Raw genomic sequence first — 2,078 nt, 5'->3', positions numbered from 1 at the left:
ATACTATAGTGAATAGAGAGTGTGAGAGAAAAAGAAAAAACTTCATCGATCAAAGATGAAGTTTTTTAGTTAATTTGAAGTGAATGTTTTAAAAAATTTATCGCGGTACATGTACATAATCCATGAGGTTGTTATTAAAGAAATGATGATTTGTTTGTTTTTAATTGGTGCATTGAAAACAAGCCAACCCACTATATCAAATAATAAATGTAGCATGATTGAAAGAACTACAAATTGAAGTAACGTATTTAAAAATCTTTTCATAAAGTGTCCCCCTAAAATAATAGGTTTTATTAACAGTTTGATATAGTGGTATTATACAGTAAATGTTTCTTATGGTAAAATTTACATAAGTTAGTGAAATAAAACAAATGAAAGTTAGTAAGGGGGAACATTCATGGAATTCTGGATGGTTATACCGATAGTAGCCTTTGGTTTCATTTATATCGCTGAAAAATTAACTACAATTGAAAAGAAAAATGATGCGCGTTTAAAGAGAATTGAAGATAGATTACAATTAATTACGAAAGAATTGGGAATTGTAGAAAGAGAACCTGAAATTAATAAAGAACTACGCCAGCTTGTAGAAGAAGGCAAAAAAATTACAGCAGTTAAGAGAGTAAGAGAAGCTTTTGGTTTTTCCTTACTAGAAGCGAAGCAATATGTTGATAAATTATAAAAAAGATCACCCATTTGGGTGATCTTTTTCACTGCACCATGCGTGTATTTACATAAGCCGCGATTATAACGTGTCCAATTATAATGATAGGAAATAAGATTTTGGCATTAGGAGTAGTGAAGACACTACCGATTGTCGCAATGACACCAGCAATTAAATTATAAAGACCTACTATTTTTGATAGTGTCACTTTATCAAGCACGCGGCGTTCGTTGAATCCTGATAAGAGGCAAGTGTATTGTTTTACTCCGATGAAATAAGCTAGTGCAAATGAAATGATTGCTACTATGAATAATGATGGTGAAGCGAAGAGAGTCATTGCAAACACCTCCGTTAATGGGCTATAAATAAATTATAGTCTGAATGTTATAATTTAACAAAATACAATTTTGATTTTAAATGTAATAGAAAAATGGAGTATTTGTAATGAGGGGAGATTAAGTATGAATATTGTGGAGTTTCAGATTGGGATGACAAATTAACGAAGGAACTAATAGAAATGGTAGAAAAGAAATTTCAGAAGCGCGTAACGGATTTCATTATTACACATGCGCACGCTGATCGAATTGGCGGAATAAAAACGTTGAAAGAAAGAGGTATTAAAGCGCATAGTACAGCATTAACTGCAGAATTAGCAAAGAAAAATGGATATGAAGAGCCGCTTGGAGATTTACAAACAATTACGAGTTTGAAGTTTGGCAATACAAAAGTAGAAACGTTCCATCCAGGGAAAGGACGTACAGAAGATAATATTGTTGTTTGGTTGCCACAATATAAAATTTTAGCTGGAGGCTGTTTAGTGAAATCTGCGGAAGCAAAAGATTTAGGAAATGTTGCAGATGCATACGTAAATGAATGGTCTACATCGATTGAGAATGTGCTGAAGCGATATGGAAATATAGATTCGGTAGTACCTGGTCATGGAGAAGTAGGAGACAGAGGATTACTTTTACATACATTGGATTTATTAAAATAAGAAATTGTAGAAATACAAAAGAGAGGAGAAATAATTTTCTCCTCTCTTTCTTCTAACTATATTTAAATGCTGAATCTGTCGATTACGCCAGCATGTATTACTGAGATTTTAATTCCAAGTATACAAATACTAGAACTGTCATAATTGCTATAACAACGTAAGTAGCATCAAGCATTATAAGTGTTTTTAAAGTTTCAGTCATTCTAATTCACCCCTGTTATAAAAATATAACATGATCTTTTTATTGATTAGATAAGAGATCATAAAGATAAAATGTATATGAAATTTCTTAAGTAGTTTCTATATAAATATATCATATAAATAATGTAAGTAATGTTAAGATAGTGTAAATGTATTGTAAATAAAAAGCTTTACAATAAAGGCTTTAATAAAAAATGATAGTTCCTTAAAATAAAAAATACG

General features: G+C 30.9%; 3 protein-coding genes and 1 pseudogene. 2 read left to right on the top strand and 2 right to left on the bottom strand.

Features of this window, described 5'->3' with window-relative positions:
* Positions 1-69 precede the first annotated feature (69 nt).
* Positions 70-264, bottom strand: coding sequence for a hypothetical protein (locus DN403_RS30200; protein ID WP_000819655.1), 195 nt, complete (start codon positions 262-264; stop codon positions 70-72).
* 133 nt (positions 265-397) lie between these two features.
* Between DN403_RS30200 and DN403_RS30195 the strand changes: the two genes are divergently transcribed.
* Positions 398-679 carry a hypothetical protein gene (locus DN403_RS30195; RefSeq protein WP_000397727.1) on the top strand — a complete coding sequence of 94 codons (282 nt, stop codon included), beginning with the start codon at positions 398-400 and terminating at the stop codon, positions 677-679.
* Between the two features lie 28 nt (positions 680-707).
* Here DN403_RS30195 and DN403_RS30190 read toward each other — a convergent pair whose 3' ends face one another.
* A complete protein-coding gene (locus DN403_RS30190; protein WP_000171767.1) occupies positions 708-998 on the bottom strand; it encodes a DUF3784 domain-containing protein in 291 nt (96 codons plus the stop codon).
* A 141-nt stretch (positions 999-1,139) separates the two neighbouring features.
* Here DN403_RS30190 and bla point away from each other — a divergent pair.
* A pseudogene (bla, locus tag DN403_RS30180) lies at positions 1,140-1,655 on the top strand (subclass B1 metallo-beta-lactamase); the annotation flags it as partial.
* Positions 1,656-2,078: the final 423 nt, after the last annotated feature.

It is taken from the genome of Bacillus sp. AY2-1 (assembly GCF_008368965.1).
GTDB classification, from domain to species: Bacteria; Bacillota; Bacilli; order Bacillales; family Bacillaceae_G; genus Bacillus_A; species Bacillus_A thuringiensis_S.
Note: the sequence above shows the minus strand (reverse complement) of the source record. Positions and strands in the feature narration are given on the sequence as shown.

What these genes read in the sequence shown, in the direction of transcription:
- DN403_RS30200 (WP_000819655.1), bottom strand. Translation starts at nt 264, where the DNA reads ATGAAAAGATTTTTAAATACGTTACTTCAATTTGTAGTTCTTTCAATC.
- DN403_RS30195 (WP_000397727.1), top strand. Translation starts at nt 398, where the DNA reads ATGGAATTCTGGATGGTTATACCGATAGTAGCCTTTGGTTTCATTTAT.
- DN403_RS30190 (WP_000171767.1), bottom strand. Translation starts at nt 998, where the DNA reads ATGACTCTCTTCGCTTCACCATCATTATTCATAGTAGCAATCATTTCA.